The organism is Pseudofrankia asymbiotica, from assembly GCF_001983105.1.
Taxonomy (GTDB): Bacteria; Actinomycetota; Actinomycetes; order Frankiales; family Frankiaceae; genus Pseudofrankia; species Pseudofrankia asymbiotica.
Genome location: NZ_MOMC01000003.1, coordinates 21,722 through 45,141 on the forward strand (window position 1 = coordinate 21,722; position 23,420 = coordinate 45,141).

Sequence of the window (23,420 nt, forward strand, 5' to 3'; positions counted from 1 at the left end):
GCGGGCTGAGAAGGTGTTGGCATGTCGGACCTGTCGCGACGGCCGGGTCATGCCGTGGTGGAACGGCCGGCGCCGGACGCGGCCGGGGACGGGGCCCTGGGCCCGGCCCGAGGGCGGATCGTCGGGGTGGACGCGGCGCGCGGCGCGGCGCTGCTGGGAATGGTCGCGACGCACGTCATACCGCCGTTCGACGAGCAGGGCCGGCTGACGGCGGCGCACCTGGTCGCGGCCGGGAGGGCCGCCGCGGCGTTCGCCGTGCTCGCCGGCGTGGCGCTCACGCTGGTCACCGCCCGGGCCGCCCACCCGCGTACCTCGACCCTCACCCGAGCGGTGTGCATCGGCGCCATCGGCCTGGCGCTCGGCCTGACGAGCACGCTGGTCGCGGTGATCCTGCCGTACTACGCGGTGTTCTTCGCGCTGGCGCTGCCACTGCTGCGGGCTCCCCGCTGGGTGCTCGCCGTGGTCGCGGTGAGCGCGCTCCTCGTCGAGCCGGTACTGAGCCAGCTCGTCCGCCCGCATCTGCCCGACCCACTGATGAGCAACCCGTCCTTCGACGATCTGCTCGTCTCGCCGTGGCGGCTCGCCCTGACGATCCTGCTGACCGGCTACTACCCCGCGCTGGCCTGGATCGGCTACCTGTGCGTCGGCATGTTCGTCGGCCGGCTCGACCTGCGCCGGACGCGGGTCGCCGGCCTGCTGCTCGGCGTCGGCGCGGCGGTGGCGGTGGCGGCCTCGGCGCTGTCGTGGCTGCTGCTCGGCCCGCTCGGCGGGCGCGACGCGCTGCTGGCCACCAGTTCGGTCCTGCCGGGGGTCGGCCCGATCGCGCCCAGCGAGATCCCGTCCCTGCTCGAGGGCGGGCTGTATGGCAGCACGCCCACGCAGTCCTGGTGGTGGCTCGCCGTCGACACCCCGCACACGTCGGCGCCACTCGATCTGCTGCACACCACCGGCACGGCCCTGGCACTGCTCGKCGCCGCCCTGCTCGTCGCCCGGCTCGGCGCCGCCGCGGCGGTCGTGATCTGGCCGCTGGCCGCGGTGGGCTCGATGACGCTGACCTGGTACACCCTGCACGCCCTGTCGCTCTCGATCGAGCTCCCGAACGAGGACAGCTACGCCTGGTCCTATCTCCAGCAGATCATCCCCATGCTGCTGCTCGCGTCCCTCTGGCGCCTGACCGCCCGCCGAGGCCCGCTGGAGGCGGTCATCTCGGCCCTGACCCGCCGAGCGACACAAGGCCGGCCTGGATCTGGGCCTTGTCAGACGTTGAAGCGGAAGTCCACCACGTCGCCGTCGGCCATGACGTAGTCCTTGCCCTCCATGCGGACCTTGCCGGCGGCTCGGGCCGCGGCCATGGAACCCCCGGCCATCAGGTCGCCGAAGGAGACGATCTCGGCCTTGATGAAGCCGCGCTGGAAGTCGCTGTGGATGACGCCCGCGGCCTCGGGAGCCGTGTCGCCCTTCCTGATGGTCCAGGCGCGGGCCTCCTTGGGGCCGGCGGTCAGGTAGGTCTGCAGGCCGAGGGTGTGAAAGCCGATCCTGGCCAGCGCCGTCAGGCCGCTCTCGCTCTGCCCCAGCGACGCCAACAGCTCGGCGGCGTCGTCCTCGGGCAGCTCCAGCAGCTCCGCCTCGACCTTGGCGCACAGCACGACGGCGTCGGCGGGCGCGACGAGATTCGCGAGCTCCTTGTGCCTCGCCTCGTCGGCGAGGACGTCCTCGTCGACGTTGAAGACGTAGAGGAACGGCTTCGCGGTGAGCAGGAAGAGCTCACGCAGCAGCGCGCGGTCGATCGACGGCTCGGCCGACAGGGGCCGGCCCTCGTCGAGGACCGCCCTCGCCGCCTCCACGGCGGCGAGCATCGCCTGCTTGGTCTTGTCGAGCTTGGCTTCCTTCGTGAGCCTGGGCAGCCGGTTGTCGATGGTCTGCAGGTCGGCGAGGATCAGCTCGGTGTTGATGGTGGCGATGTCGTCCGCCGGGTCGACCCGGCCTTCGACGTGGACCACGTCCGGGTCGGAGAACACCCGCACCACCTGGCAGACGGCGTCCGACTCGCGGATGTTGGCGAGGAACTTGTTGCCGAGGCCCTGCCCTTCGGACGCACCGCGCACCAGGCCGGCGATGTCGACGAAGCTGACGGTGGCCGGCACGATCCGCTGGCTGCTGTACAGCTTGGCGAGCCGCTCGAGCCGGGGGTCGGGCACGCCGACGACCCCGACGTTCGGCTCGATCGTCGCGAAGGGGTAGTTGGCGGCCAGCACGTCGTTACGGGTCAACGCGTTGAACAGCGTCGACTTCCCGACGTTGGGCAGCCCGACGATGCCGATCGACAGACCCATGCCGCCGAGTTTACGGATCGACGCGGGGCTTGAACGGGGCGCTTCCCGCCCCGCCCGGATGTTGTCGGACCGGGATGGTTGGGTGTGGTCATGGACGCGTCGGGGGTGCTGCTCGCGCTGGTCTGCCTGGTGGTCGGCGCGGCGGGAGGCTACCTCGTCGGCCGGCAGGCCGGGGGGCAGCGAGCGGAGGCCGACGTCGCCGGCCTGCGGACCGCGCTGGACTACGAGCGCAGGTCGGCCGGCGAGCGCGTCGCCCTCGTCGAGCAGAGCCAGCGGCGCCTGGCCGAGACGTTCCAGGCGCTGTCCTCGCGGGCGCTGGAGGGAGCCAGTCGGCAGTTCCTGGACCTGGCCGCCGCCCGCTTCGACGAGGCCGGCACCCGCGCGCGTGGCGACCTCGACATGCGGCGCGTCGCCGTGGAGAACCTGGTCACGCCGCTGCGCGAGACGCTCGCGCGGATGGAGGAACGGCTGCGCGAGCTGGAGGCCGCCCGCACCGACGCCTACGCCACGCTCGTCGAGCAGGTGCGGGCCACCCGCGAGGCCTCCGACGCGCTGCGCACCCAGACCGCGCAGCTGGTGACCGCGCTGCGCAAGCCGCAGGCCCGCGGCGCCTGGGGCGAGCTGCAGCTGCGCCGCGTCGCCGAGGTCGCCGGCATGCTGGCCCGCTGCGACTTCACGGAGCAGCACACCGTCACCGGTGACGAGGGAGAGGCGATCCAGCGGCCGGACATGGTCGTCCATCTGGTCGGCGGGCGCAGCATCGTTGTCGACTCCAAGGTCCCCATGGCCGCGTTCCTCGAGGCGGCCGAGGCGACCGAGGACGCGGTGCGGGCCGAGCGGCTGGCCGCGCACGCCAGGCACCTGCGCACGCATGTGGACCAGCTGGCCTCGAAGGCCTACTGGCGCCGGATGGACTCGCCGGAGTTCGTCGTGCTGTTCGTCCCGGCCGAGGCCTTCCTCGCACCCGCGCTCGACCACGACCCGGGCCTGCTGGAGTACGCCGCCGGCAAGGGTGTCGTGCTCGCCACGCCGACGACGCTCATCGCGCTGCTGCGCACGGTCGCCTACGCCTGGACGCAGGACGCGCTGACCACCCGGGCCAAGGAGGTCTACGAACTCGGCCGCGAGCTGTACGCCCGGCTCGGGACTCTCGGTGAGCACGTCGACAGGCTCGGCACGTCGCTGGGGCGGGCGGTGAAGGACTACAACGCGGCCGTCGGGTCGCTGGAGGGCCGGGTGCTGGTGTCGGCTCGCCGACTGGCCGGGCTGGAGGTCGTCGAGGAGGAGCTGGCCAGCCCCAAGCCCGTGGAGGTGGGCGTCCGCCCGCTGACGGCCGCCGAGTTCCTGCCCGAGCCCGATGGGCCGGAACCGCTCGGAGAGCTGGGACTCGAGGGGCTGGAGCTGGTGTCGTCGGCACCCTTCGCGACGATGGCCGACACCGCCGGCGCCGCGGCCACCCAGACGGCTTCACCCGGTACCGGAGCCCCCACGGAGGGTTGAAATGGCCGGTGCTCGGTACACCCGCGACCTATCGTGCTGACGCATTCTTAAACCTGGGGCGGTACCTTGCCCACGTGAGTCTGCCCGACCGGCAACCCGCCGGCTCCCGCGGTCGTCCCGACCGGCCGCGCGGACCGGTCGACCGTCCACCCACGGGACGGCGTCGCTCGACCCTGCAACCGACGACGGTGATCAGCGACAACCGTCGGGGGCTCACGGCCTTCGGCGCGTCGCTGGCTGTGCTGATCATCGGTGCGGTGGGCGCGGCCGCCGACGTGGCCGTCTTCGGGCATCTCGGCTGGATCTTCGGCGTCCTGTTCGTCTCGGCCTGCGCCGCGAGCACGCTGCGCACGCATGTGGACGACCTGGTGGGAGTCGTCATCATGCCGCCGCTGGTCTACGCGGTGATCACCGCCGGAGTCGGTTTCCTGCATCCGGCGACCGGCAGCGACGGCGGGCTCAAGACGAAGGCCATCGACATCGGTTCCGAACTGATCCTTCGGGCGCCGAGCCTCCTGATCGCCGAGCTGCTGGTGGTCAGCATCGCGCTGGTCCGCGCCCGCCGGGCGACGGTGGCACGCCGTGAGCGTGCCCGCGCCCTGGCGGCCAGCCGAACGCGCCGCGACGCCCGCCCCTGACGCTCGTCCGGGCCAGGCGGGCAGCGACTCCGCCTCCGTCCGCTTGGCCCGCGCCTTCGCCGTCCGCGCGCCTCCGCGCGGCGGCTTGGAAGGGAACCGTCGAGGGCTTAGAAGGGAACCGTCGAGTAGGCCTGCAGCTTGGTGAGCTGGTGCTGGCTGTCGACGCGGCGGATGGTGCCGCTGCGCGAGCGCATGACGAGCGACGACGTGCTCGCGCCGCCCGGCCGGTAGCGCACCCCGGCGAGCAGCTCGCCGTCGGTGATACCCGTGGCGACGAAGAAGACGTTGTCGCTGTTGACCAGGTCGAGGGTGGTCAGCACCCGGGACGTGTCCCTGCCCGCTTCCTCGACCTTGCGCCGCTCGTCGTCGTCGCGCGGCCAGAGACGGGCCTGGATCACGCCGCCGAGGCAGGTCACCGCGCAGGCGGCGATGATCCCCTCCGGCGTGCCGCCGACCCCGAGCAACAGGTCGATACCGGTGTCCGAGGAGGCGGCCATCACGGCGCCGGCGACGTCGCCGTCCGAGATCAGCTTGACGCGCGCGCCCGTCGCGCGGATCTCGTCGACCAGCTGGGCGTGCCGCGGCCGGTCGAGCACGACGACGGTGACGTCGCGGGGGAGGATGCCCTTGGCCTTCGCCACCGCGCGGATGTTGTCCTCGACGGAGGCGGTGATGTCGACGACGGCGGCGGCCTCCGGGCCGGTCACGAGCTTGTCCATGTAGAAGCAGACGCTCGCGTCGTACATCGTGCCGCGCTCACTGACGGCCATCACCGAGACGGCGTTGTTCATGCCCTTGGACGTCAGCGTCGTGCCGTCCACCGGGTCGACGGCGACGTCACACTCCGCGCCCTCGCCCGAGCCGACCTGCTCGCCGTTGAACAGCATCGGGGCCTCGTCCTTCTCGCCCTCCCCGATGACGACCACGCCACGCATGGAGACGGTGCCGACAAGCCTGCGCATCGCGTCGACGGCGGCGCCGTCGGCCCCGTTCTTGTCGCCGCGGCCCACCCAGCGCGCGGCGGCCAGCGCGGCGGCCTCGGTCACCCGGACGAGTTCTAGCGCCAGGTTGCGATCGGGTGCCTGGCCCTGCACGGCAAGCGGTTCGGGGACTGCGCTGCTGTCATGTGCCACAGCAGAAGACTAGTTCGCGGGCTCCGTCGCCGCCCGCGGTTGTGACCGCCGTCCGATCCCGCCGCGAGGCGCGGCGCCTGGTGGCGCCCGGCGCGGCGACCGACCGAGTGGGTACGGCGCGAGAACGGGCGCGGGCGGCCGTCATGCCCCCTCCGCACGGCGGCCGCCCACGCGCACCGTCCGACGCCTTGCTCACCCGGAAGGTTGCGCGGCGGGAGAGTGTCGCGCGCCACGCTCCCCCGATCGTCGGCCGCCGGGCCGACCAGCATCATGGGAGCGTGGCACGCAAGCGTGGTCAGGAGACCATTCGGGACATGGCGCTCTCGCTCGCCGTCGTGATGGCGGGCGTCTTCGCCTTCGTCTTCTTCGTCCTTCCACGCGGCGACGACGAGCAGGCGGTCAAGGTCGTCGACAACGCGGCCGTGTCGGTCACCTCGTTCGCCCGGCAGGCCCCATACCCGGTGCTCGCGCCGTCTGGCCTGGCCCAGGACCTGTGGAAGCCCACCTCACTGCGGGTCCAGGCCCCCGGGGCGGTTCAGGGCGACGACAACGATCTCGCGGTGCTGACCATCGGCTACGTCGTCGACCGCAAGGACCACCGGACGTTCGCTCGTTACGAGGTGAGCAACGCGCCGGATGCCGTCCAACGCCTGCTCGGCAACCGCCCGGTGACGGGGCATCGCGCGATCGAGGGCGAGACCTGGGACGAACGCCGCGACGACGACGGCCATCTGGCGCTCACGCGCCCGGCCGGCGGCTCCACCGTGATCATCGACGACGGTGACGGCTCCGGCGGCGCGAGCCTTGAGGACCTCGCCGCGCTCGCCGCCTCTGTGCGCCCGGTCGCTACGGCGGCCTCCTGACCGCCCCGGCTCCAGACCGCCCCGGACCGCGCCCGCCGGCTCGCGGAAGGCCTCCGCCGTCAGAGTCCGCCGCCGTCAGAGTTACGAGCGGCCCGGGCCAGGCGCGGGCTCGGCGGCGGCGATGCGGGCCCTGGCGCCCTCGAGGAGGGCCTGGCAGGTCCTGGCCAGCTCCTCGCCGCGTTCCCAGAGGGCGAGCGACTCCTCGAGGGTGACCCCGCCCGCCTCCAGCCTGCGTACGACGTCCTCCAGCTCCGCGCGGGAGTCCTCGAACGTGGGTCCGCCGCCGGCGGGCCCGCCAGGCCGCGCGGCGGTCTGCTCTGTGTTCGGCTCGGTCAAGCGGAGCTCCTCAAGTCTGTGTTCCTGGGTGTGAGTCGGCGGGGTTCCTGGGTGTGAGTCGGCGGGTGCCGGCCGGCGGCCGCCAGCCGGCCGGTAGTCCGGCGCATCAGCGGGTCGGCTGACCCGCTGCTGGCTGGCCGGGTCAGGGAACGGGGTCCGGCGCCGGGTCCATTTCCCGTGGAGGGGGCGGCGCCGGCGCGGGGCCCGGCACCGTCGCCCCCCGCGCCGAGGACGCCGGGGCCACGTCGCCGCCCGTGGCCAGGTCGGTGACGACCGCTCCGAACGACCCCCCGGCGACCCGGATCCGCAGCGCCTGGTCCGAGGTGAGCGCCACCGGGTCCCGGACGATCGCGCCCCCCGCCGCGTCCTGTACGAGCGCGTAGCCGCGATCGAGGGTCGCCGCCGGGGAGAGGGCACGCAGCCGGGCGGTGGCGTGGGTGAGATCGCGGCCCGCGACGTCGACGGCGTGCGTCACGCAGCGGCGCGCCCGCCGGGCGAGCGCGTCCACGTCCTGCGCCCGCCGGTCCAGCTCCCGGTGCGGCGCGGCGAGCACCGGCCGGCCGCGCAGGTCGGCGAGCGCGCGGCGTTCCCGCTCGACCCGCTGTTCGACCACCCTGCGGGCGCGGGCGCGCAGCTGCGCGACGATCGCCGCCTGCTCCGCGACGTCGGGCACCACCCGCTTGGCGGCATCCGTCGGGGTGGAGGCGCGCACGTCGGCKACGTAGTCGAGCAGCGGGCTGTCCTGCTCGTGCCCGATGGCGGACACCACGGGGGTGAATGCCGCGGCGACCGCGCGCACCAGCGCCTCGTCGGAGAACGGCAGCAGGTCCTCCAGCGAGCCACCGCCCCGGGCGATCACGATGACCTGCACCTCCCGGTCGGCGTCGAGCTCGCGCAGGGCGTCGATGACCTGGCCGGCGGCGAGCGGTCCCTGCACGGCGACCTCGCGGGTGACGATCCGCACCGCGGGCCAGCGACGCCGGGCGTTCTCCACGACGTCGCGCTCGGCGGCGCTCGCCCGGCCGGTGATCAGCCCGACCGCCGTCGGCAGGAACGGGAGCCGGCGCTTGCGGGAGGCGGCGAACAGCCCCTCCGCCGCGAGCACCTGGCGCAGCGCCTCCAGCCGGGCGAGCAGCGCGCCCACCCCGACCGGCCTGATCTCGAAGACGTCGAGCGACAGCGTGCCCCGCCCGGCGTAGAAGGACGGCCTGCCCCACACCACCACCCGCGCGCCGTCGACCAGCGCCGGCCCCACGGCGTCGCACACCGCCCGCGTGCAGGTCACCTGCAGCGAGACGTCCGCGACCGGGTCGCGCAGAGTCAGGAACACCTTGTTCATCCCAGGCCGCCGCGAGATCTGGGTCACCTGCCCCTCGACCCAGACGCGGCCGAGCCTGCTGATCCACTCGCCGAGCGCGCGGGACACCGTCCGCACCGGCAGCGGCTGTTCGGGGCTCGATGTCAACGCCACGCCCGCACGGTAGGACATACCGACGGGCAGGTCCCGGCCCTGGGCCCGCCGGCGCGCGGCCTCAGCACGGTTTTCGACATGGTGGCGGCGTGTTGCCGGGTATGCCGCGCTCATCACACTCCCGGCCCGCCGTGGCACGACGCGCCGTCGACCGGCCGACACCCCTATCCGGAACTCTTCGCGGTCCAGGCCGCTGACCAGGCACGACAGGGAGAAGCCGCGAGCGGGACGGATGCCGTCAACGCGTGACGCACCGGCAGCCGGTCTTCCCGTCGGGCCCGTGCCGCGTAGACTGCCGAGACATGGGGCGGGTCCTGCTGGCCAAGCCGCGCGGCTACTGCGCCGGTGTCGATCGAGCGGTTCAGACCGTGGAGAAGGCACTGGAGTTGTACGGCGTTCCGGTATACGTGCGTAAGCAGATCGTGCACAACGCTCACGTCGTCAAGACGTTGGAGGCGAAGGGCGCGGTCTTCGTTGAGGAGACGGAAGAGGTGCCGCACGGCGCTACCGTCGTGTTCTCCGCGCACGGGGTAGCACCCACCGTGCACGAGGAGGCGTCGGAGCGAAAGCTCCGCACGATCGACGCCACGTRCCCACTGGTGACCAAGGTTCACCACGAGGCGCGCCGGTTCGCCAGTGACGACTACGACATCSTGCTCATCGGCCATGAGGGCCATGAGGAGGTCGTGGGCACGACGGGCCAGGCGCCGGACCGGATCCACCTGGTGGACGGGCCGGAGGACGCCGCCGGGGTGGCGGTGCGTGACCCCAAGCGGGTCGCCTACCTCTCCCAGACGACGCTCTCGGTCGACGAGACCATGGAGACGGTCGAGGCGCTGCGCGAGCGGTTCCCGCACCTGACGGGCCCGCCGAACTCGGACATCTGCTACGCGACCCAGAACCGCCAGGTGGCGGTCAAGGAGATCGCTCAGGCGGTCGACCTGATCCTGGTCGTCGGCTCGCCGAACTCGTCGAACTCGGTCCGCCTGGTCGAGGTCGCGCTCGACGCTGGCGCGCCGGCCGCGTACCTCGTCGACAACAGCGAGCAGGTACAGGCTGAGTGGCTCGACGGTGTGGAGACCGTCGGCGTCACCAGCGGCGCCTCGGTGCCGGAGGAGCTCGTCACCGAGCTGATGACCTGGCTCGCCGAGCGCGGCTACAACGACGTCGACGAGGTCACCTCCACCGAGGAGCACCTCCTGTTCGCCCTCCCGCCGGAKCTTCGCCGCGACATGCGCACCAAGGAGCGCGCTGCCCGGTAAGGCCCGACACCACACCCGCTCCACAACGACCCGTACGCAGGGCCGCCTGGCCTGTCGCCACTGCGCGATAGCCAGGCGGCCCTGCGTCGTTGGTACCGGATGTTGGCTGGTACCGGATGTTGGTCCCGGCGACGATCGTGGCCACATCTCCTGACCCTGTCCCGGCGGGACTCGTTAGCCTGCGAGAGGTACCCGCGTCGCCTACCCGCGCATCGTGGCGGTCGAACGGCGGCGGCCGGCTGAGGACGAGGAGCACCGAGCGGCATGACCGAGCAGGAGTACCGGATCGAGCACGACAGCATGGGGGATGTGCGGGTCCCGGCCAGCGCGAAGTGGCGGGCGCAGACCCAGCGCGCGGTCGAGAACTTCCCGGTCTCGGGGCAGCGCATCTCGCGAGCGCACATCGCGGCCCTCGCTCGGATCAAGGCGGCGGCGGCGACGGTCAACGCCAAGCTCGGGGTGCTCGACGGTGAGATCGCCGAGGCCATCGTCTCGGCGGCCACCGAGGTCGCCCGTGGCGACTGGGACGACCACTTCCCGCTGGACGTGTTCCAGACCGGCAGCGGCACCTCGTCGAACATGAACACCAACGAGGTCCTCGCGACACTCGCCACCGAGCGGCTCGGCCGGCCGGTGCACCCGAACGACCACGTGAACTGCTCGCAGTCGTCGAACGACGTGTTCCCCTCGTCGATCCACGTCGCGGCGACCCAGGGAATCGTCACCGAGCTGATCCCGGCGCTGGAGCACCTCGCGGCATCGCTGTCGCGCAAGAGCGAGCAGTTCGCCGATGTGGTCAAGTCCGGGCGCACGCATCTGATGGACGCGACCCCGGTCACCCTGGGCCAGGAGTTCGGCGGCTACGCCGCGGCGGTGCGCCTCGGCGTCGAGCGGCTGAACGCGGCGCTGCCGAGGATCGGCGAGCTGCCGCTGGGCGGCACCGCCGTGGGCACCGGGATCAACACCCCGCCCGGTTTCTCCGCGACCGTCATCTCCGAGCTCGCGGCGAGCACCGGACTGCCGCTGACCGAGGCGCGCAACCACTTCGAGGCCCAGGCCTCCCGGGACGGCCTCGTCGAGGCGTCCGGCGTGCTGCGGGTCATCGCGCTATCGCTCTACAAGATCTCCAACGACCTGCGCTGGGCGTCCTCCGGCCCGCGTGCCGGCCTCGGCGAGATCCACCTGCCCGACCTGCAGCCCGGCTCGTCGATCATGCCCGGCAAGGTCAACCCGGTCATTCCCGAGGCGGTCTGCCAGGTGGTCGCCCAGGTCGTCGGCAACGACGCGGCCGTGGCGTTCGGCGGCTCGGCCGGCAACTTCGAGCTGAACGTGATGCTGCCGGTGATCGCCCGCAATCTGCTGGAGTCGATTCACATCCTGTCGACGATCAGCCGGCTGTTCGCCGACCGCTGTATCGATGGGGTCGAGGCGAACGTCGAGCGTTGCCGCCGTTATGCCGAGTCGTCACCGTCGATCGTCACGCCGTTGAACAAGTACATCGGCTACGAGGAGGCGGCGAAGGTCGCCAAGCTGTCGCTCGCCGAGGAGAAGACGATCCGCGAGGTCGTGCTGGAGCGCGGCTACGTCGACGCCGGCAAGCTCACCCTGGAGCAGCTCGACGCCGCCCTCGACGTCCTCTCCATGACCCACCCGTAACCTTCCCAGCACTTCCCAGCGGTCCTGGCTTTCAGGGACCGGCGGAGGACTGGTCCACCCGGGTGGGAGGCGGCCTGGCCGCTTCCCACCCGGCGCCGCTTGACCGTTCCCCACCGTTGGTGTCGTCGACGGAACCGCGATGGAAAAATGCGGGTAACAACCCCAACAGTGTGGCCGTATTTCCCGTTCAGTCTGGATACTCTCGGCTCGCACGCACGCGGGGCCGGCTGACACGGACCCGGGGCGGGGTCGCTGAGGGGGAGCCCGAATGTTCGACTACGACGTCCTGGTCATCGGGTCGGGGCCGGGCGGCCAGAAGGCGGCGATCGCCGCCGCGAAGCTCGGCCGGCGCGTCGCGATCGTCGACAAGCGCGACATGATCGGCGGCGTCTGCATCAACACGGGCACGATCCCGTCGAAGACACTGCGCGAGGCGGTCCTTTACCTCACTGGCCTTTCGCAGCGTGAGATGTACGGCCAGAGCTACCGGGTCAAGGACGACATCACCGTCGGCGACCTGTCGGCCCGCACGCAGCATGTGATCAGCCGCGAGATCGACGTCATCCGCAGCCAGCTCTCCCGTAACCACATCACGGTCGTGACCGGGATGGCGAAGTTCCTCGACCCGCACACGGTCTCGGTCACCGGGCTCGACGGCCTGGAAGTGCGCCGGGTCTCGGCCGACAAGATCATCATCGCCACCGGCACGCGGCCGGCGCGGCCGGACTCCGTCGACTTCGACGGCCGCACCGTCGTCGACAGCGACCAGATCCTGAACCTGGACCGCATTCCCAGCTCGATGGTCGTCGTCGGCGCGGGCGTGATCGGTATCGAGTACRCCTCGATGTTCGCCGCGCTCGGGACGAAGGTGACCGTCGTCGAGCGCCGCGACCGGATGCTCGACTTCTGCGACCTCGAGATCGTCGAGGCCCTGAAGTACCACCTGCGCGACCTCGCCGTGACGTTCCGGTTCCGCGAGGCCGTCGTCTCCGTCGAACGGCACAACGGCGGCACGCTCACCCTGTTGGAAAGCGGCAAGAAGATCCCGGCCGACACGGTGATGTACTCCGCCGGTCGGCAGGGCCTGACCGACGCGCTCGCGCTCGACGCGGCGGGACTCGCCGCCGACAGCCGCGGCCGCATCAAGGTCGGCAGCGACTTCCGCACCGAGGCCGACCACATCTACGCCGTCGGTGACGTCATCGGTTTCCCCGCGCTCGCGGCGACGTCGATGGAGCAGGGCAGGCTTGCCGCCTACTCGGCGTGCGGCGAGGAAGTGCACACGCTGCGTGCCGACCTGATGCCGATCGGGATCTACACGATCCCGGAGATCTCCTACGTGGGGAAGACCGAGGACGAGCTGACGGAGAGCTCGATCCCGTTCGAGGTCGGCATCGCCCGCTACCGCGAGCTCGCCCGCGGCCAGATCGTCGGCGACTCCTACGGCATGCTCAAGCTGCTGGTCAGCCCGGACGACCACAAGCTGCTCGGCGTCCACGTCTTCGGCACCGGCGCCACGGAGATCGTGCACATCGGCCAGACGCTGATGGGCTGCGGCGGCAGCATCGACTACCTCGTCGACAGCGTCTTCAACTACCCGACGCTGTCCGAGTCCTACAAGGTCGCCGCGCTGGACGCCATGAACAAGATGCGCGCCGTCGCCCGCTTCAGCGGCTGAGGCGGTCGCCGGAAGCCGGGTCGGCGTGCCGTTCGAGCCCAGGCGACCCGCCGCCGGGCGTCGGCGCCGGCCGGTCGAAGATCTCCCTGCCTGGCCGCGCGGGGCGCTCTCAGGGCGCCGCGAGCGCGATCGGGTCCGGGGCCGCGAGCGCCTTCGGGTCCGGGGCCCCGGGGACGTACCGCCAGGCGAGGCGGGAGAGGCCCGAGATGGTCTCGATGCCGGTGGCCATGGTTCGGCTGTCGCGGGTGTAGGCGGCCATGACGTAGTCCTTGCCGGCGCCGTGGACGTGGGCGAGGCTGTTGATCACCCAGCCGCCGCCGTAGGGCAGCCAGCCGTTCTTGATCTCCACCGACACGCCGGCCGGCACGCCGGCGGTCAGGCCCCAGCGCTGCGACGGGATGACCGTGTCCAGCAGGCCGGCGGCGGTCGCCATGGCGTTCGCGGACAGGCCCGAGCCCGGATACGCGACGGCGCGCAGCACGCGAAGCTGGTCATAGGCGGTCGTCCTGGTCAGGCCCCACGCCCCGCCGCCGCCGGCCGTGGTCGAGGTCATTCCAAGCCCACGGAAGAACCCGTTCATCCCGCTCTGCGCGCCGGCCGCCCGCCACAGCGTGCTCGCCGACGCGTTGTCGCTGATGGAGATCATCGGCTTGGCGAGCCGCAGCTGCCCGGCCGTGAGCTGGCCGCTCTCGCCGGTCTTCGAGAGCAGCGCCGTCAGGATGTCGAGCTTGACCGTGCTGGCGGTCTCCCAGCCGGTCCGGGTGGAGTTCGTCACGTCCACGGTCATCCCGGTGGCCGGGTCGTACAGGGCGACGCTGACGGCCCCGGGGCGGGTGGCCAGGTAGGAGCGGAACTCCGCCGCGAGGACGGGCGCGAACGAGGAGTCCGGTTCGGCCGCGGCCGGCGGGCCGCTCGCGGTCGCCGCCGGCGCGGACCCGGATGGCACCGGCTCCCAGGTCGTCGCCGGCGGCACTGACGCGGATGTGGGCGCCGGTGCGGTCGGCACGGCTGGCGCGACCAGGGTGGTCGGCACGGTCGGCGCCGCGGCGGGGGCCGAGGACGTCGCGCCGCCCGGCATCGCGGCGACCGATTTCGCATCCGATGTCGCACCGCCCGGTGTGGTACCGCCCGATGTCGCCCCACCTGGGATCGCGCCGTCCGGTGTCGCGATGGCGAAGTCGATGCCGAGGATTCCCGCGAGCACGGAGCCGTCGAGGGCGTCCGTCGAGCTCACCGACGCGGCCCGCTCGACAGCGACAGCGGTGTCGTCAGGCGTCGCGGCGGTCGCGGCGGCGGTGAAGGGCGGGGCGCCGACGGCCGCGAGCGCGGCGACCCCCACGGCGGCCGTCAGGCCGGCCAGCCGCGAGCGAGAACGCGTCCGCGCGCGGCGACCGCGAGCCGACCGGCCGGAGACCATAGACGAATTTGTATGTATCTCCGACTACGCGCGATGTCTCGGACAGTTACAAATGCTTCAACTCTTCGCGGCCCCAGCGGTCGGCGGTGCCCTCGTACGCAGGGGCACCGCCGAGATCGCGTCAGGCCGCCGGCACGGTCGACCAGGCGAGGCGGGACAGGCCTGAGATGGTGTTGATGCCCGTCTGCTCGGTCGCGCTGTCACGCGTGTAGGCGGCCATGACGTAGTCCCTGCCGGCCCCGTGGACGTGGGCGAGGCTGTTGATCACCCAGCCGCCGTCGTAGGGCAGCCAGCCGTTCTTGACCTGAACCGGGACGCCGGTCGGCACGCCGGCGGTCAGGCCCCAGCGCTGCGCCGGGACGACCGTGTCGAGCAGGCCGGTGGCGGTGGCCCGGGCGTTCGCGGACAGGACCGCGCCCGGGTAGGAGACCGCGCGCAGGACCTTGAGCTGGTCCAGGGCGGTGGTCTTCGTCAGGCCCCACTTGCCGCCGGCCCCGGCCGCGGTCGCCGTCGTCCCGACCTGACGGAAGAACGCGTCCATCCCGTCCTGCCCGCCGACCTGGCGCCACAGGGAACTGGCCGCCGCGTTGTCGCTGACCGAGATCATCGGCCTGGCCAGCCTCAGCTGCGCGGCCGTGAGCTCACCGTTCCGCCCGGTTTTCGAGAGCAGATTGGTAAGAATGTCCAGCTTCACCGTGCTCGCCGACTCCCACCCGGCACCGATGGATTTGGTCACGTATACGGTCCGACCGGTGCTCCGGTCATAAAGGGCGACGCTGACGGAACCCGRCCTGGTCGCGAGGTAGGAACGCCACTTCGCGGCCAGGGCGGAGGTGAACGACGGCGTCGTCGCCGCCGAGGCCGCGTCGGCCACCGGGCCGGCCGCTACCAGCGCGACGGCGATGATCCCAGCACAGATCAAACCAGTCAGACGCACCTGGAGGCGTGATCCGCCACGCGGACGGCCCGAAGAAACGGAACGACCATGAAAAAGCGCCATGAACGTATGTATACATACGGCTCCCTACCAGGGAGATTACCGGTCGTAAAAGTTCTCGAAACTATTGTTCACGCTCCGTGGCAATATTTTGTCAATCCGAAGAAATTACGGCGGGAAGCACCGGGCCCGCCCATTTCCGTCACTCCAGGCGCCGCGGAGGCGGATTCCAGCCGATTTGCCGCCCGATGCTCCGGCACCGGAGGACTGATGCTGGTCAGTGGCCCGGGGGCGCCCCTGGAGCGGGCGACGCCGCCGACCCGCCGGGGGTGCGGCCGGCGGCCGCCGCCTTGGCGAGATGGCGCGCCAGGGACCCGACCGAGGTCAGGGCGAAGAGCCTCAGCAGGGGGCCGGTACCGCGATACGCGGGCACGAAGGTCGCTCGCCAGGTGATGCGAGTGCCGCCGCCCGGCAGCGGGTCGAGCTCGACGATCCCCTTGTAGCCGTGGACCGGGATGCCGGAGACGATCGTGTAGGCGATGCGGCGAGGCGGCACGTACTCGACGATCTCCTCGCGGGACAGCACCGGGCGCAGGCCCAGCTCCCGGATCGCTCCGACGCCACCCGGCGCCGGTGCGCCCGTGCGGTACCAGCGGGAGCGCGGGATGAGCGGACCCGCCCACGACGACCAGCTCGCGCCGTCGGCGAGCAGCGCGAAGACGGCGCCCGTCGGCGCCGAGGACTCGACGACCAGCTCGAAGGACTGCAACCCGTTCGCGGCGCGGCCACCGCCGCCCTCACCGCTGCCGCCGCCATCGCGGCTGCTCGCTGCCGCCGCTCCGACGACGCCGCCGTCATCCCGCGCCATGCCTGGACCTCCCGCCTCGGCCGGGCGCGCCAGCGGCCCCGGCCAGGAGCTGCGCGACTACCGCAGAGCGGCCGGCGTCCGGGAGCTGCGCCGGAGCTTCGTCCCCAGTCTTCCAGGAACCTCGTTCACGGGAACCCATCGGACGTCCGTCGCCACGTCGGCCCCGAGCTCGCGAGAGGGCAGATGGAGCAGGTAGCGGAAGTCATAGTGGACGTGCTCGCGCTCGTCGAGGTCGAGCGCTGGATCCACGGGTACCGCGTCGAGGTCGCAGGGCAGCGCCGACTCCGGGCGCAGCACGTTCGGGTCGATGCCGGTGACCTCACGCAGCTGGCGCAGCACCGAGCCGAGGAGCGAACAGTCCTCCTCGGCGACGTRCCCGCCCGGGAGGTGCCATCCCGGCTGACTCGTGCCGCGGACCGTCAGGACGTGCTGGTCGGACGTCATCACGACAGCCCGACACGCCAGGTGCGCCGGGAGCGTGCTACGCAGGGTGATCGGTGGGCCGAGCAGGGACAGGATGACAAGGTCACGAACCGTATCCAGCTCGGAGGGGTTCGCCTCCACGTAGCCGAGCGCGGTGCTGACCACTGCGTTGTTCGACACGGACACGCCACGCAACGTACCCCCACATTGCCCCATCCATGCGCACGGTCGGGCACCCTGGGCAAACTTTAAGGTATAGGTCTGATAACGCTACGTGCCGCCAATCGCGACACTAAGGGATAAATACCACTGGAAACACCGGGGCTTCCTCGACGGCAAATAGCTGCGCAGGTTTACACATACGCCGCCACAGCGGTGAYGCGCCGCCGTCCCCGCGCCGCCGTCTCCACGTGGCCGTCTCCACGCGGCCGTCTCCGCGCCGCCGGTCAGCCGGCGCGCCTCACCTCGGCGACGGACGAACCACCTCCGGCGGACGGGAGGTGCAGCCGGGCGCGGATGTCGGCCTGGACGGCGGGCACCGGCTGGCGAGCGTCGACCACCGCCACGTACTCCTTGCGCTGGAAGATCTCCAGCACGGGCCGGGTCTTGCTGTGGTACTCGCGCAGCCGGACGGCGAGCGCCTCAGGATTGTCGTCGGCCCGCCCGACCAGCGCGCCGCCGCACACGTCGCACACACCCGCCTGCCTGGGCCGGCTGGCGATCAGGTTGTAGTCCAGGCCACATCGGGAGCACAGCCGGCGGGCGAGCACCCGGCGCACGACCTCCTCGTCCGGGAGGTCGAGGTAGATGACACCGTCGATGTCATAGCTCTCCAGGAAGAACTCGGCCTGCCGGGCGTTGCGCGGGAAGCCGTCGACGACGAAGCCGTAGTTCCAGTCATGGTTGGCCAGCCGCTCCCGCACGACCCGCTCTACCAGGTCGTCCTCGACCAGGTGCCCGCTGTCGACCGTCCGGCGCACCTGAGCACCGATCTTGGTGTGGTTCTGCACGTTCCAGCGAAAGATGTCGCCGACGTTGATGTGGACGAGGTCGAGGTCGGCCGCGAGAAGCCGCGCCTGAGTTCCCTTACCGCTGCCCTGAACGCCCATGATGACGTATTTGCGCACGCGTGCACCTCCCAGACGTGGTGCCGGCCAGCCTGACGGACGTGGTGCCCCGTCAGTCCACCTCGTACCGGCGCGGGACCCAGGTCTGACTGTCGATCGGCGGGCGTTTGTAGGCGCGCTGCTGGCGTGGCGGCAGGGTCACCTGTGGCTGCGGGACCTCCTGATAGGGAACCTGGGAAAGCAGGTGCGAGATGAGGTTCAGCCGGGCCGAGCGCTTGTCGTCCGCGTCGACGACGAACCAGGGCGCCTCGCGGATGTCCGTATAGGCGAACATGTCGTCCTTCGCCTCGGCGTAGTCCACCCTGCGCGCGGGACTGCAGGTCCATCTCCGACAGCTTCCAGCGCTTGCCCGGGTCCTTGATCCGGGCGTGGAACCGGCGTTCCTGCTCCTCGTCGCTGACCGAAAGCCAGTATTTCAACAGGATGATCCCCGAACGGACCAGCGCCCGTTCGAGCTGCGGGCAGGTGCGCAGGAACTCGTCGTACTCGGAGTCGGTACAGAAGCCCATCACGCGCTCGACTCCGGCACGGTTGTACCAGCTGCGGTCGAAGAACACGATCTCGCCGGCCGCTGGAAGATGGGCGACATACCGCTGGAAGTACCACTGCGTGCGTTCGCGTTCGGTCGGTGTCGTCAGGGCGACGACCCGGTAGTGCCGCGGGTTGAGCCGCTCGATGATCCGCTTGATCGTGCCGCCCTTGCCCGCCGTGTCGCGGCCCTCCATGACCACGACGACCCGCAGGCCGGAATGAACGATCCACTCCTGCATCCGAACAAGTTCGACCTGTAGCCGAGCCAACTCGGAATCGGCGTCCGACTTCGACAGCCGCGCCGGCTGGTCCCCCACGGCCCCGTCCGCACCGCGATCCTCGCGCACGCGCATCCCTCCCTCTCCCGGCCCTCTCCCGGCACCTCGGCCCGGCACCTCGGCAATCCGGCGACGCCGAAGGACAAACCCTGGGTACCCGCTCGGACACAGCACGCCACCGGGCGGCAGCCCGCCGCGGCGGGCTGGTCCCCGACAAGTCCCCGGCGACGTTCGCGACCAATGTTCGCGACCAATCAGATCAGACCTCCGGGAGCCGCCTGAAGACGCCACATCGGGACAGTCCAGGATGAAGGGCGGTAATGGCACCGAGGCGAAGGCGAGGCCAGTGACCGGGACAGCGCACACCTCCCTGATCGGCGCTCCTGATCAGACCGGGACCCCGAGGGCGACCGCGGCCACCGGCACGGCTCCTCGCCAGCCCGCGACCCGCGGCCGGACCGCGTCGCGGCTGCTGGGTGCCGCTGCCGTGGCCGCGGTGCTGGCCAGCGGCGCGGCGGCCTGCGGCAAGGGCGACGACAAGCCGGCGGGGCCGCTCAACGTCACCGTCACCCGCGGCCAGGAAACGTCGGCGCCGTTCGCCTCGACGGGTGGCGAGGTCATCCTCGACCTGGGTACCGCGTCACCGGAGGCGTCCTGGGGGACGAACGGCGGCGAGTCCGCGGTCGTCTCGCTCTACGTCGACGACACCTACACGACGGACCTCGTCATCCCGGCGTCGTTCTCGATCCCGCGCAGCCTCGACCTGGGCAACGTGCCGGCCGGCGACCACACGTTGAAGATCAAGTTCGCGGATGACCGCTCCCCCGCCGCCACCCACACGGCCAGCCTCACGAACCTGAAGTTCCGCACCATCACCGCCGCCGACGCCGGTTTCGCCGCCACCCAGTACGCCCCGGTCATCTACGGGCGTACCGGCCAGGGAGCGACGCCGGATGTCAGCGGGCCGTTCCAGAGCGCGGTGACCGACACCCCGATGGTCGAGTTCCACACCGAGGCCACCTCGCCGACCACCGGCAACAAGGTCTTCCGGTACTCGGTCATCTACTCGAACGAGGACGGTGCCGCCTCCGTCCCGGAGACGCTCGCCGAGTGGGGGCGCAGCACCGACATCGCCTGGGTCTACCAGGTGGAGGTCGACGCCGCCGGCCAGGTCGTGCCCGGAAGCGCCGCCGTCCAGGGCCAGGACGGCTCCACCGTCCCGTTCACCGGCGGCTACGAGGGCACGCACGCCGTCGTCCAGACCTGCGGCCTGGTCAACAGCGTGTGCGGGAAGTCGGACGGGCAGATGCGCTTCTCGCTGTCCGCCCTCGACAGTCTCGATCCCCAGAGCGAGGCACCCGAGGGGATCATGGACCGGAACCCGTKGACGTACTGGATGATGTCGCAGGAACTCGTCCGCGAGGGCAAGACCGCCGAGGACCCGATCGACGACCCGGCCGGGAGCCCGACCCAGCTGGCCGGTGACCCGCGGTCCTACCTCTACCTGGTGCTGCGCAAGACCACCCAGGGCACGCCCAACACCGACGCGTCCTGGGTCGGGGTGTCAGTCGGCGTCAAACTGGCCGGCAACCCGACGATCTACCGGTCGGACCTCGGAGTTGCCAAGTGGTCGCTTCGGCGGGACGAGCCGGCCGCGACCGCGATCGAGCTGCCGCCGGGCTCGGTGGCCGAGGACATCGAGCAGATTCGCGCGGTCCGGGTGGTTGGCACGGGCCGGGACACCAAGGCGACGGTGCAGGTCGAGTCGATCGAGCGGGCGTTCTTCCTGGACGCCGACTACAAGCCGCAGGAATCATTCCTGTTCGCCCCGGTGAAGGCCACGCTGACCTCGGCGAACCCGGCCGTGACCCTGCTCGACCGCGCGAACGGGCCGATCATCCGGACCAGCGCGTCCCCGACAGGGTCCACCGACCCGAACGCGACGCCTTCCTCGACCGACACCCCGCTGCTGCCCGGGATCACGATCAGCCCGAGCATGGGGCTGAACCTGCCCGGGAAGTCACCATCGGCGACGGCCACGCAGCCGTCCGCGCCGAGGACCACCACCGACGCGCCGTCGAGAGCCACGGCGACGAGCACGCCCTGACGTTCATGCCCGAGCCCGGACGTCCGTGCCGTGTGGTCGGGGGCCGTGCCCGTGCGTGTGCTCGTCAGGCCCGGACCCCGACCACACGGGCGACGGGGACCGGCGGGAGCTGACGGCCGCCGGGCCAGTGGCCGGGCCCGGGCCGGGACAGTCCCGGCCTGGCGTCAGCCCGCGACCGGGGACGTGGTCGGGGCCGGCGGATCGTCCGACCCCGCCGCGGCCGCGATCTGGGGACTCGAGGAGGACGACAGCGCCGTCCAGGCCGAGTCGGCGGCGTCCAGCGACGTGCTGGTCTCGTTCAGCAGGGTGGACACCGGCACCTGGGTGCCGTCGAAGAGCTGCGCGCACGATCCCGCGGCCTGCCTGAACGCGCTCAGGCCGTCCGTCCACGCCTGGCCCACGGCGCCGGCCGGCGCCGCGACGCCGGCGCTGCCGGCGGCGGCCGCGCGCGTCTCCAGCAGGGCGCACGCCGGTTGGAGCGCCACCCCGTTGGCCTCGGCGATCGCCTTGCGAACGTCCGCCTCCGCCAGGCCGATGTCCGTGCGGTAGCCGTCGATGGCGGCGTACCACTCGTCGAGGTCGGGACCGGTGCCGGCCGGTGACTCGACGACCGCGGCGGCACTCATCGCCGGGGGCGGGGCACCGACCGGCGTGCCACCGCCGCCCGTGCCGCCGTAGACCCAGACCACGGCGACCACCGCGACGAGCCCGGCCCCGCCCAGGACCGTCAGCCCCCGTCGCCGTTCAGAGGCGCTGAACTCGTCCCAGGTCCGGTACTCCTTGCGCCGCCCCGCCACCCCGGCTCCTTGCTATCAGACCCACCGCGTGCCCCTCGGCCTCGCCGAAGGTCGCGACCATGCCCCGACCGCGCCAGCGCCAGCCCGGGAGTCGGCCACCCGTAGGACAGACGCACAGCACGGGGACCACGTTGTCCCGTCGAGCCCGGCGCCGTCCCGTTCCACGCCGGGCGTTTTGTCACCGTTCCAGGATCCGTGGGTTCGGTGACGCTCCAGTGGGACTGGGAGTCGCGCGCTCGCGCCGGGGACATTGGCGCGACCCTGGCCGCGGTCGGCGGCCACGGCGGCGKCGGCGATGGCGATGGCGATGGCGATGGCGATGGCGGTGAGCGGCCCGGCTACTCGAGCAGGTCGGGCTCGCGCCGGGTGATCTGGTCCCACAGGGGCTGGAAGTTCAGCCAACCGGTGAGCGGGTTCCCGTTGAGACCATGGGTGAGCCGGGCGTTCTCGTGGGCGATGCGCGTCGCCGTGCCCGCGGCCTTCGCCAGCAGCTGCACCTGCGCCGAGCGTTCCATCGTGATGAACCACCACGMCGCGGTGTCGACCGTGTCGCCCACGGTCAGCAGGCCGTGGTTGGCGAGGATGACGGCCTTGTGGCCGCCGAGCGCCGCGGCGATCCGCTTGCCCTCGTCGAGGTCGAGCACGACGCCKCCGAACTCCTCGAACAGGCCATGGTCCTCGTAGAAGGCGCACGCGTCCTGCGTGATGGGCTCGAGCAGCTGGCCCAGGGTGGACAGCGCCCGGCCGTAGGTCGAGTGGCTGTGGGCGGCGGCGACGACGTCCGGCCGGGCCTGGTGGATCTGGGAGTGGATCGCGAACGCGGCCGGGTTCACCGGGTAGCGACCCTCGACCGTCTCACCAGCCTGGTTGACCAGGATCAGGTCGCTCACCCGGATGTGGGAGAACGAGACGCCGAACGGGTTGACCCAGAAGTGATCGGTCAGCTCCGGATCACGCGCGCTGATGTGGCCCGCGACGCCCTCCTCGAAGCCGAACCAGCCGAAGATCCGCAGGGCGGCGGCGAGCCGCTCCTTGCGGTGCCGGCGCTCCTGCTCGACGGTCTCGAACGTCGGCGGCAGCCGGAAGATCAGGTTGTCAGCCATGTCCCTAGCGCACCACATGGCCCTCGCGAGTCGGACACCGGATCGGCCAAAGCGACTGGTGACGTGCCCGCCGACCCGGTGCCGGCATCCTCTGGCCGTTGAAGGCAGAATCCCGGAGTCGTGGGCACTCGGGTGATTGAGAACTACCTCATCGACATGGACGGCGTCCTCGTGCACGAGGCGCAACCCATCCCGGGCGCGGACCGGTTCCTCGCCTCGATCACGGCCGCCGGCCTTGGGTACCTGGTCCTGACCAACAACTCGATGTTCACGGCCCGGGACCTGCAGGCCCGGCTGCGCGGTTCGGGCCTCGACATCCCGGCCGAGCGGATCTGGACATCGGCGCTGGCCACCGCCAAGTTCCTCGACCTCCAGCGCCCCGGCGGGACCGCCTACGTCGCCGGCGAGGCGGGTCTGACGACGGCGCTGCACGAGATCGGGTACGTCCTCACCGACCGCTCGCCCGACTACTTCGTGCTCGGCGAGACCCGGACGTACAGCTTCGAGACGATCACCAGGGCGATCCGGCTGGTGCGCGACGGCGCCCGGTTCATCGCGACGAACCCCGACCCGACGGGCCCCTCCACCGAGGGCCTGCTGCCCGCGACCGGCTCGGTCGCCGCGATGATCACCAAGGCCACCGGGATCGACCCCTACTACGTGGGCAAGCCCAACCCGCTCATGATGCGCACCGGCCTCAACCGCCTCTCCGCGCACAGCGAGACCACCGTCATGATCGGCGACCGGATGGACACCGACGTGATCGCCGGTCTCGAGGCCGGTATGGACACCGTCCTCGTCCTGTCCGGCATCACCGCCCGCGCCGACATCGAGCGCTACCCCTTCCGCCCGACCGCCGTCGTGGGCAGCGTCGCCGACATCCAGGTCGGCCAGGACGTCCGCACCCTGACGACGACCACACCCTGACGACGACCGGCGGCGCCGCCCGAGGTCGGCCCGTC

At 71.6% G+C, this 23,420-nt stretch carries 20 protein-coding genes and 1 pseudogene; 9 read left to right on the forward strand and 12 right to left on the reverse strand.

Annotated features, from left to right (window positions below; translation table 11 throughout):
• Positions 1-21 precede the first annotated feature (21 nt).
• On the forward strand, positions 22-1,305 hold the full coding sequence (locus BL253_RS00750) for a heparan-alpha-glucosaminide N-acetyltransferase domain-containing protein (RefSeq protein WP_081437869.1): 1,284 nt from the start codon (positions 22-24) through the stop codon (positions 1,303-1,305).
• On the opposite strand, the gene ychF is transcribed toward BL253_RS00750, so the two are convergent.
• On the reverse strand, positions 1,257-2,333 hold the full coding sequence (ychF, locus tag BL253_RS00755; RefSeq protein WP_076812424.1) for a redox-regulated ATPase YchF: 1,077 nt from the start codon (positions 2,331-2,333) through the stop codon (positions 1,257-1,259). The two genes, BL253_RS00750 and ychF, sit on opposite strands and share 49 nt — an antisense overlap.
• Before the next feature lie 90 nt (positions 2,334-2,423).
• Between ychF and BL253_RS00760 the strand changes: the two genes are divergently transcribed.
• On the forward strand, positions 2,424-3,833 hold the full coding sequence (locus BL253_RS00760; protein ID WP_076812702.1) for a DNA recombination protein RmuC: 1,410 nt from the start codon (positions 2,424-2,426) through the stop codon (positions 3,831-3,833).
• A gap of 188 nt (positions 3,834-4,021) precedes the next feature.
• Positions 4,022-4,471, forward strand: coding sequence for a DUF6542 domain-containing protein (locus tag BL253_RS00765; protein ID WP_241834394.1), 450 nt, complete (start codon positions 4,022-4,024; stop codon positions 4,469-4,471).
• A 107-nt stretch (positions 4,472-4,578) separates the two neighbouring features.
• Here the strand turns inward: BL253_RS00765 and glpX are convergent, their stop codons facing one another.
• Positions 4,579-5,565, reverse strand: a complete 987-nt coding sequence (gene glpX / locus BL253_RS00770) for a class II fructose-bisphosphatase (RefSeq protein ID WP_241834408.1) — start codon at positions 5,563-5,565, stop codon at positions 4,579-4,581.
• A 317-nt stretch (positions 5,566-5,882) separates the two neighbouring features.
• Between glpX and BL253_RS00775 the strand changes: the two genes are divergently transcribed.
• Positions 5,883-6,467 carry a DUF4245 domain-containing protein gene (locus BL253_RS00775; RefSeq protein ID WP_076812706.1) on the forward strand — a complete coding sequence of 195 codons (585 nt, stop codon included), beginning with the start codon at positions 5,883-5,885 and terminating at the stop codon, positions 6,465-6,467.
• Positions 6,468-6,548: 81 nt separating this feature from the next.
• Here the strand turns inward: BL253_RS00775 and BL253_RS00780 are convergent, their stop codons facing one another.
• Positions 6,549-6,803: an exodeoxyribonuclease VII small subunit gene (locus tag BL253_RS00780; protein WP_076812429.1), complete on the reverse strand. Its 255-nt coding sequence runs from the start codon at positions 6,801-6,803 to the stop codon at positions 6,549-6,551.
• A 142-nt stretch (positions 6,804-6,945) separates the two neighbouring features.
• Positions 6,946-8,274 (reverse strand): exodeoxyribonuclease VII large subunit, encoded by a 1,329-nt coding sequence (xseA, locus tag BL253_RS00785; protein ID WP_241834395.1) that lies wholly within the window; start codon positions 8,272-8,274, stop codon positions 6,946-6,948.
• A 302-nt stretch (positions 8,275-8,576) separates the two neighbouring features.
• Here xseA and BL253_RS00790 point away from each other — a divergent pair, with 302 nt between their 5' ends.
• The 3 genes from BL253_RS00790 (at position 8,577) to sthA (ending at position 12,870) form a co-directional block, all read left to right on the forward strand.
• On the forward strand, positions 8,577-9,536 hold the full coding sequence (locus BL253_RS00790; protein ID WP_076812433.1) for a 4-hydroxy-3-methylbut-2-enyl diphosphate reductase: 960 nt from the start codon (positions 8,577-8,579) through the stop codon (positions 9,534-9,536).
• Positions 9,537-9,800: 264 nt separating this feature from the next.
• Positions 9,801-11,192 (forward strand): class II fumarate hydratase, encoded by a 1,392-nt coding sequence (locus BL253_RS00795; RefSeq protein ID WP_076812436.1) that lies wholly within the window; start codon positions 9,801-9,803, stop codon positions 11,190-11,192.
• Positions 11,193-11,460: 268 nt separating this feature from the next.
• Positions 11,461-12,870 carry a Si-specific NAD(P)(+) transhydrogenase gene (gene sthA, locus BL253_RS00800; protein ID WP_076812440.1) on the forward strand — a complete coding sequence of 470 codons (1,410 nt, stop codon included), beginning with the start codon at positions 11,461-11,463 and terminating at the stop codon, positions 12,868-12,870.
• 109 nt (positions 12,871-12,979) lie between these two features.
• Here sthA and BL253_RS39080 read toward each other — a convergent pair whose 3' ends face one another.
• The 6 genes and pseudogenes from BL253_RS39080 to ppk2 form a co-directional block, all read right to left on the reverse strand.
• Positions 12,980-14,209: a serine hydrolase gene (locus BL253_RS39080; protein WP_241834396.1), complete on the reverse strand. Its 1,230-nt coding sequence runs from the start codon at positions 14,207-14,209 to the stop codon at positions 12,980-12,982.
• 199 nt (positions 14,210-14,408) lie between these two features.
• The gene (locus BL253_RS00810; RefSeq protein ID WP_241834397.1) at positions 14,409-15,224 is read right to left on the reverse strand and encodes a serine hydrolase; all 816 of its coding nucleotides are present in this window, start codon (positions 15,222-15,224) and stop codon (positions 14,409-14,411) included.
• Positions 15,225-15,501: 277 nt separating this feature from the next.
• Positions 15,502-16,092: an SRPBCC family protein gene (locus BL253_RS00815; protein WP_076812443.1), complete on the reverse strand. Its 591-nt coding sequence runs from the start codon at positions 16,090-16,092 to the stop codon at positions 15,502-15,504.
• Positions 16,093-16,149: 57 nt separating this feature from the next.
• Positions 16,150-16,695 (reverse strand): NUDIX domain-containing protein, encoded by a 546-nt coding sequence (locus tag BL253_RS00820; RefSeq protein ID WP_241834398.1) that lies wholly within the window; start codon positions 16,693-16,695, stop codon positions 16,150-16,152.
• 266 nt (positions 16,696-16,961) lie between these two features.
• Positions 16,962-17,642, reverse strand: coding sequence for an adenylate kinase family protein (locus BL253_RS00825; protein ID WP_076812448.1), 681 nt, complete (start codon positions 17,640-17,642; stop codon positions 16,962-16,964).
• A gap of 52 nt (positions 17,643-17,694) precedes the next feature.
• Positions 17,695-18,526 (reverse strand): annotated as a pseudogene (gene ppk2 / locus BL253_RS00830) (polyphosphate kinase 2).
• 271 nt (positions 18,527-18,797) lie between these two features.
• Between ppk2 and BL253_RS00835 the strand changes: the two are divergent.
• Positions 18,798-20,558 carry a hypothetical protein gene (locus BL253_RS00835; RefSeq protein WP_241834399.1) on the forward strand — a complete coding sequence of 587 codons (1,761 nt, stop codon included), beginning with the start codon at positions 18,798-18,800 and terminating at the stop codon, positions 20,556-20,558.
• Between the two features lie 164 nt (positions 20,559-20,722).
• Here BL253_RS00835 and BL253_RS00840 read toward each other — a convergent pair whose 3' ends face one another.
• Complete coding sequence (locus tag BL253_RS00840) at positions 20,723-21,355, reverse strand: hypothetical protein (protein ID WP_076812453.1); 633 nt, start codon at positions 21,353-21,355, stop codon at positions 20,723-20,725.
• 338 nt (positions 21,356-21,693) lie between these two features.
• On the reverse strand, positions 21,694-22,458 hold the full coding sequence (locus BL253_RS00845) for a class II aldolase/adducin family protein (RefSeq protein ID WP_096335881.1): 765 nt from the start codon (positions 22,456-22,458) through the stop codon (positions 21,694-21,696).
• 132 nt (positions 22,459-22,590) lie between these two features.
• Here BL253_RS00845 and BL253_RS00850 point away from each other — a divergent pair, with 132 nt between their 5' ends.
• Entirely contained in the window at positions 22,591-23,385 is a 795-nt protein-coding gene (locus tag BL253_RS00850; protein WP_241834400.1) for an HAD-IIA family hydrolase, read from the forward strand.
• The last annotated feature ends 35 nt before the right edge of the window (positions 23,386-23,420 follow it).